Annotated in this window: 6 protein-coding genes and 1 pseudogene; all 7 read right to left on the minus strand. The window is 63.2% G+C overall.

What is annotated here, in order from left to right:
* Positions 1 to 468: DNA translocase FtsK 4TM domain-containing protein (locus BHQ40_RS23900; protein ID WP_171905951.1), on the minus strand; the 468-nt coding region annotated here is incomplete at its 3' end.
* A gap of 199 nt (positions 469 to 667) precedes the next feature.
* Positions 668 to 1,378, minus strand: a complete 711-nt coding sequence (locus tag BHQ40_RS23905; protein ID WP_070158213.1) for a hypothetical protein — start codon at positions 1,376 to 1,378, stop codon at positions 668 to 670.
* A gap of 64 nt (positions 1,379 to 1,442) precedes the next feature.
* Positions 1,443 to 1,769 carry an iron-sulfur cluster insertion protein ErpA gene (gene erpA / locus BHQ40_RS23910; RefSeq protein WP_070158214.1) on the minus strand — a complete coding sequence of 109 codons (327 nt, stop codon included), beginning with the start codon at positions 1,767 to 1,769 and terminating at the stop codon, positions 1,443 to 1,445.
* A 93-nt stretch (positions 1,770 to 1,862) separates the two neighbouring features.
* Positions 1,863 to 2,588: a M23 family metallopeptidase gene (locus BHQ40_RS23915; RefSeq protein WP_070158215.1), complete on the minus strand. Its 726-nt coding sequence runs from the start codon at positions 2,586 to 2,588 to the stop codon at positions 1,863 to 1,865.
* A gap of 86 nt (positions 2,589 to 2,674) precedes the next feature.
* Positions 2,675 to 3,487: a ferritin-like domain-containing protein gene (locus BHQ40_RS23920; RefSeq protein ID WP_070158216.1), complete on the minus strand. Its 813-nt coding sequence runs from the start codon at positions 3,485 to 3,487 to the stop codon at positions 2,675 to 2,677.
* 21 nt (positions 3,488 to 3,508) lie between these two features.
* A complete protein-coding gene (bcp, locus tag BHQ40_RS23925) occupies positions 3,509 to 3,970 on the minus strand; it encodes a thioredoxin-dependent thiol peroxidase (protein WP_070158217.1) in 462 nt (153 codons plus the stop codon).
* 10 nt (positions 3,971 to 3,980) lie between these two features.
* Positions 3,981 to 5,351: pseudogene (locus BHQ40_RS23930) on the minus strand (glutamine-synthetase adenylyltransferase); the annotation flags it as partial.

Raw genomic sequence — 5,351 nt, forward strand, 5'->3', positions numbered from 1 at the left:
CAGGCTGAATATGCCCTTGGACACGACCAGGCCGATAATGCCGCCCCAGCCGGCGGGCAGGCCGACCAGCGGCTCCCGCTGGAACAGGGCAAGGCCGATGCCGAGCAGCACGATACCGGTCAGGCATTTGGCGAACTGCCCCTTCCACCCCGCCATATCCTCATCGCCCCACAGGCGATGGGCGCTGAGGAAGATCAACGGGATAAGCAGCGCGGCGGGGACGCCGAACAGCCAGAGCAGGAAATCGGCGGTGTAGGCGCCGGGCGTCTGCATGATATTCTTGGTCGTCGCGGCGGCGACCGTGTTCATCGACGGGTCGCTCGGCGCGTAGCTGAGCAGCGCCAGCGTCAGGAACACGGCAAAGGCGAACAGCGCCAGCGACCCGATCAGCGCGCCGCTGCGGATGATGCTGCGTTTGAGCATGTCACGCCAGTCCGGCGTGCGTTTCGTGGCGCGGCTGGCCGCCATAATCGCCTTCGTCCCCCAAATGTTCCGTTTCAGGACAATGCGCCAAGCGGGGAGTCCCCGTCAAGAGTCCGCGGGAATCAGGGTGATGGGGGTGGGTGGGGTATGATGATCTCTGTTCTGTCCGGCAGAAAGGAATAAGGTTGCGATGGGCGGAAAGCGGACTGTCTGTTCTTGGAGACCGTTGATCGAACGCAGCCGGTCAATGAATCTGTTTGATGACCCAATTCCAGAAGGGGTCGGCAGATTGCTCATTCGTCGACGCCGAAACGGCCGATGCAGAAACGAGTTCTGACCCCCGCTCCGGTATAGATACATCAAATGTCGATTTCACCCACGCCTGATAACGATGATTAGGCTGGACCAAAAACCCTCCGCCAGCATTTGGTGGCTCGGAAAACGCATCGCCCCAGCAAATTTGATCGTATCCAATGGCAAGTAGACGGAGAAAATCGATCGGATCATCTGCGAGCACGCAAGTCATGATTGAACCTGAACCAGACCCTAAGTGCACAATCTTTTGTGTACCATCGTCAGCCAACCAAAAAGCAGCCATCGAACCCTCAGCGCCAGTTTTAGCGAAAACGCAGAGGCGCTCAATTACTTGAGGGCTTTCTGTTTCGAACCAATATTTCAGGTTTACATTGCCTTCCCCAAAAAACTCGATGTCCGTTCCACCAGGTCGGCCGGTGTCATTCCAGCCTTGCTTCATTTCGGCCTCTGGAAACAAAAAACCTATCCTGCCGTTCGGCGTGTCCACGAAATATCGATGGGCTTCGATCCACTGGAACAGCAATTCAAATGCATCTGGGATAGTCATGCCCGCGCACAGGGTCGCTTCGATCTGTTGGCCGAGCTTTGATCTATTTCGAGCGCGGCGTGCTCCAATAAAATCTATGATCGTGCCGAGCATGCTAACCTCTGAGACATTTCGTTCTGATCAGCATGTATGGCGACTTCCATCGCTCCGATGCAAATCACACCGAAAAGCTGGAGCCGCAGCCGCAGCCGGCCGTCGCGTTGGGGTTCGTCACCTTGAAGGCCGATCCGCCCATATCCTCGACGAAATCGACCGCCGATCCGCGTACGAGATCAAGGCTCATCGCATCCACCACCAGGGTTACGCCGTCGCGCTCCACGGCCAGATCGTCCTCCTCCACGCCTTCGCTGAGGCCGAAGCGGTACTGGAAGCCGGAGCAGCCGCCGCCCTCCACCGCCAGGCGCAGGATCGCGGGCTTGCCGGTTTTCGTGGCGATGAAGGCGACACGCGCCGCAGCCGATGAAGTCAGGTCGATATCGCTCATGGCCCCAAGATAGGGATCAGCAAAAGGCCCGGCAAGCGGTTACGCTTCCGGGCCTTTTGATGGGCCGGTCCAGAGACCGGCTGATAAGCCGGATCAGTCCGCGTCGTTTTCCTGCTTCGGCGTCGGACCACCCATTGCGACCGGGGGCTTGGTGTTCATGGCGATCAGATATTCGGAACCGGCCATGAACGGCACGGGGTTGATCGCAGCGCCATCGACGCGCACTTCATAATGCAGGTGGCTGCCAGTGGAGCGGCCGGTCGAGCCCATCAGGCCGATGATCTGGCCGCGACGGACGCGGGTGTTGGGTTCGACGATCAGCTTCGACATGTGGCCATAGCGGGTCTGCATGCCGTTGCCGTGCGAGATTTCGACGAGATTGCCATAGCCGCTGGCCCAGCCGGAGCGGCTGACGATGCCATCGGCGGTCGCGTAGATCGGGGTGCCGACAGCGCCGGGAATGTCGATGCCCTTGTGCATGCGGGCGTGGCCGTTGAACGGGTCAGAGCGGACGCCGAAGCTGCTGGTCAGGCCGATCATCTTGTCGACCGGGCGGCCCGACGGGATGTAAACGGCGGACTGCATGCCGCCATCCATCTGCTTCAGGCTGGAGAAAATGGACTGGAAGCCAGCGTCGCCCTTGCCCAGAGCGCCAGCGTCGGCCTCGTTGATGTCGGCATAGGGGCCATCTTCGTCATCGGCGGCGGCGCGGGCGGGAGCCGCTGCGCACAGCGCGCCAAAGGCGGCGACGGCGAGGAAGGTTTTGGCGGATTGGAACAAATGATTGCGACGATTGTTCTTTTTATGGTTTTGCGACATGCGAACCCCGACTCTTACCGCGTTGGCCGACCCAGCCAGCGTGGCACTTGACCCTATTTATAAGCAGCTTGTGCTGCCCCCGTAGGTCACAGAGTGCAAATTAACCGTGATGACGCAAGCGCAGCATAGAATTCCCGCGTTAAACCGGCTTGGCTACGCGCTGAGTCGTTGAACGGAGGTTTGAGGCTGCCGCGAAAATGGCGGTTTACAAGGATTTGGTAATATTCCGGGGCATCGAATCCAGCACGGTTCGCCGCCGAGACGAACCATCTTGTCCCCGCCGCGACGTGGCGAATCTCGTCTTTCATGATCCGGCCGAGCATGCGGGCCGAATTTAAGTCGCCCGCCTTTGAAAAGCGCTCGACGGTCGCTGGCGTAATATCCAGAGCGCGCGCCTCCAGCACCATCGGCACGATCGCCAGCCGCGCCATCACATCATGCGCTGTCTCCTCCGCCGCTTCCCACAGGCCGTCATGGGCGGGCAGATCGCCATAGGCCGACCCCAGGGCGCGCAGCCTGCGGGAGAGGAGGGCGAAGTGCATGGCCTCCTCCGCGCCCACCTGCATCCAGTCGTCCGCAAAGGCCGGGCCGAAACCCGCGCCGAAGCGCCCAGCGCAATCATAAGCGAGGTCGATCGCGACAAATTCGATATGCGCCAGCGCATGCAGCATCGCGATGCGCGACCGTTCCGACCCCACCTTGCCGCGCTTGGGCATGCGGTTGGGCGGCAGCAGGTCGGGCCGGGGCGGGCGCGCGGGACGGTCCGGCATCGCGACGTCGAACCGGTGATCCAGCCGTCCCAGCCGCCAGTCGCGCGTGGCGGCGCGCGCCGCCATGACCTTCGCATGGGGATCGGCGGTCAGCAGGACATTGCGGCAGGCATGGGCCAGGCTGGTCATCTCAAGAATGCGGAGTGGCCGTCAAAGCGCCTTGACCGCCGCCAGCACATCCTCGGCATGGCCCTTGACCTTCACCTTGGGCCAGACCTTCAGCACCGTGCCGTCCGCGCCGATCAGGAAGGTCGATCGTTCAATCCCCATATAGCTGCGGCCATACATGCTCTTTTCGACCCAGGTGCCGAACGCCTCGCAAAAGCCGCCCTTCTCATCGGAGGCGAGTTGGACTTTCAGGCCATATTTGTCCGTGAATTTCCTGAGCTTTGCGGGCTTGTCCTTCGACACGCCGATCACGGGCGCGCCCGCTGCCGCGAAGTTATCCGCCAAGGCGGTGAACGCCTGCGCCTCGCTGGTGCAACCGGGCGTGTCCGCCTTGGGATAGAAATAGACGACCAGCGGCTTGCCGGCGAATTGGGCGAGCGTGAAAGGTGCGCCGTCCATATCCTCCAGCGATGCGCCGGGCGCCTTGTCCCCTTCCTTGATCATGCTTCGTCTCCTAGGCCGTGGCGATGTCGCCCCAGCGCGCCGCGATGCTTTGCCGTGCGGCGTCATAGCTTGCAAGCAGCGCCTGCCAGTCCTCCTCGCCACACGCCCGCGCGACCAGCGCCTGCGAGGCCGCGGGCGGCTCCGTCGATTTGGGCGACACGAGGCGCGATACGATCAGGAAACGGGTGATCAGGTCATGCGCGGGCAGCAGGTCGGCGGGGAGATGCCCGGCATCGGCCAGCAATTGCAGCGCTTTGCCCAGTTGCGGGACAAAGCCCATATCGTGGCGGAACTGGGTGACATGCGTCAGGAACTCCAGATCGACCAGGCCGCCTTCCACCAGCTTTGCGTCCAGCGGGCCGGCGGGCGGTTTGTGTTTGGCGATGTCGCCGCGCATCTTCACCGCCTCGCGGGTCAGGCGGTCGATGTCGCGCGGCATATGCAGAACATCGGCGATGATGCCCTCCAGCTTGCAGCGCGCTTCCTCCGGGCCGAAAACCGGACGGGCGCGGGTGAGCGCCAGATGCTCCCACGCCCATGCTTCCTCTTTCTGATAGCGGGCGAAGCTGTCGAAGCTGACGGCGAGCAGGCCCTGCGCGCCCGATGGCCGCAGGCGGGTGTCGACTTCATAGAGCGGCCCGGATGCCGTGGGGACGGACAGCGCATTGCCGATCCGCTGCGCCAGCCGGTTGAAATATTGGGTCGCGCCCAAGGATTTTCGTCCGTCCGATTCCGCGGCGAAGTCTCCGGTGAACAGATAGATGAGATCAAGGTCGGAGGCGTGGGTCAGCGCGCCGCCGCCCAGACGGCCGAGGGCCAATATCACAAGCTCTCCGCCGGGAACCTTGCCGTGCGCCTCCTCAAATTCGGTGATGGTGGCGCTGGCGAGCGCCTCGATCGCCGCCTCCGCGACGCGGGAATAGCCTGCGGCGACCTCCAGCGGATCGGCGGTCCCGCGCACGATCTGCGCGCCGAGCGCAAACCGCTTGTCGCCGACCCGCTGCCGCACGCGATCCAGCAAGACCTGATAATCCTCCCCGCTGTCGAGCGCGGCGAATTGCCGGGCGAGGACATCGACCTGCGGCACGGGATCGAAGGCGGTGGCGTCGATCAGCCCGTCCAGCAGTTCAGCGCGCGCGCCCAGCGCATCGGCCAGCGCCGGGGCATGGCTCAGGATTTCGGCAAGCGTCTGGGTCAGCGCCGGGCGGGCGGCGAGCAGTTTGAAGAAATTGATTGCGCTGGGCAGGCGGCCGATCAGGTCGTCGAGCCGGTTGAGCGCAGTGGCGCTGTCAGGGGCCTTGGCCAGCGCCGCCATCAGGCCGGGCAGCACCTCCTCCAGCGCCTCGCGCGCGGGCGCGCTGCGCAGCGCGCGGACCGATCC

The sequence above is a fragment of the Sphingobium phenoxybenzoativorans genome (genome assembly GCF_001757355.1).
GTDB classification, from domain to species: Bacteria; Pseudomonadota; Alphaproteobacteria; order Sphingomonadales; family Sphingomonadaceae; genus Sphingobium; species Sphingobium phenoxybenzoativorans.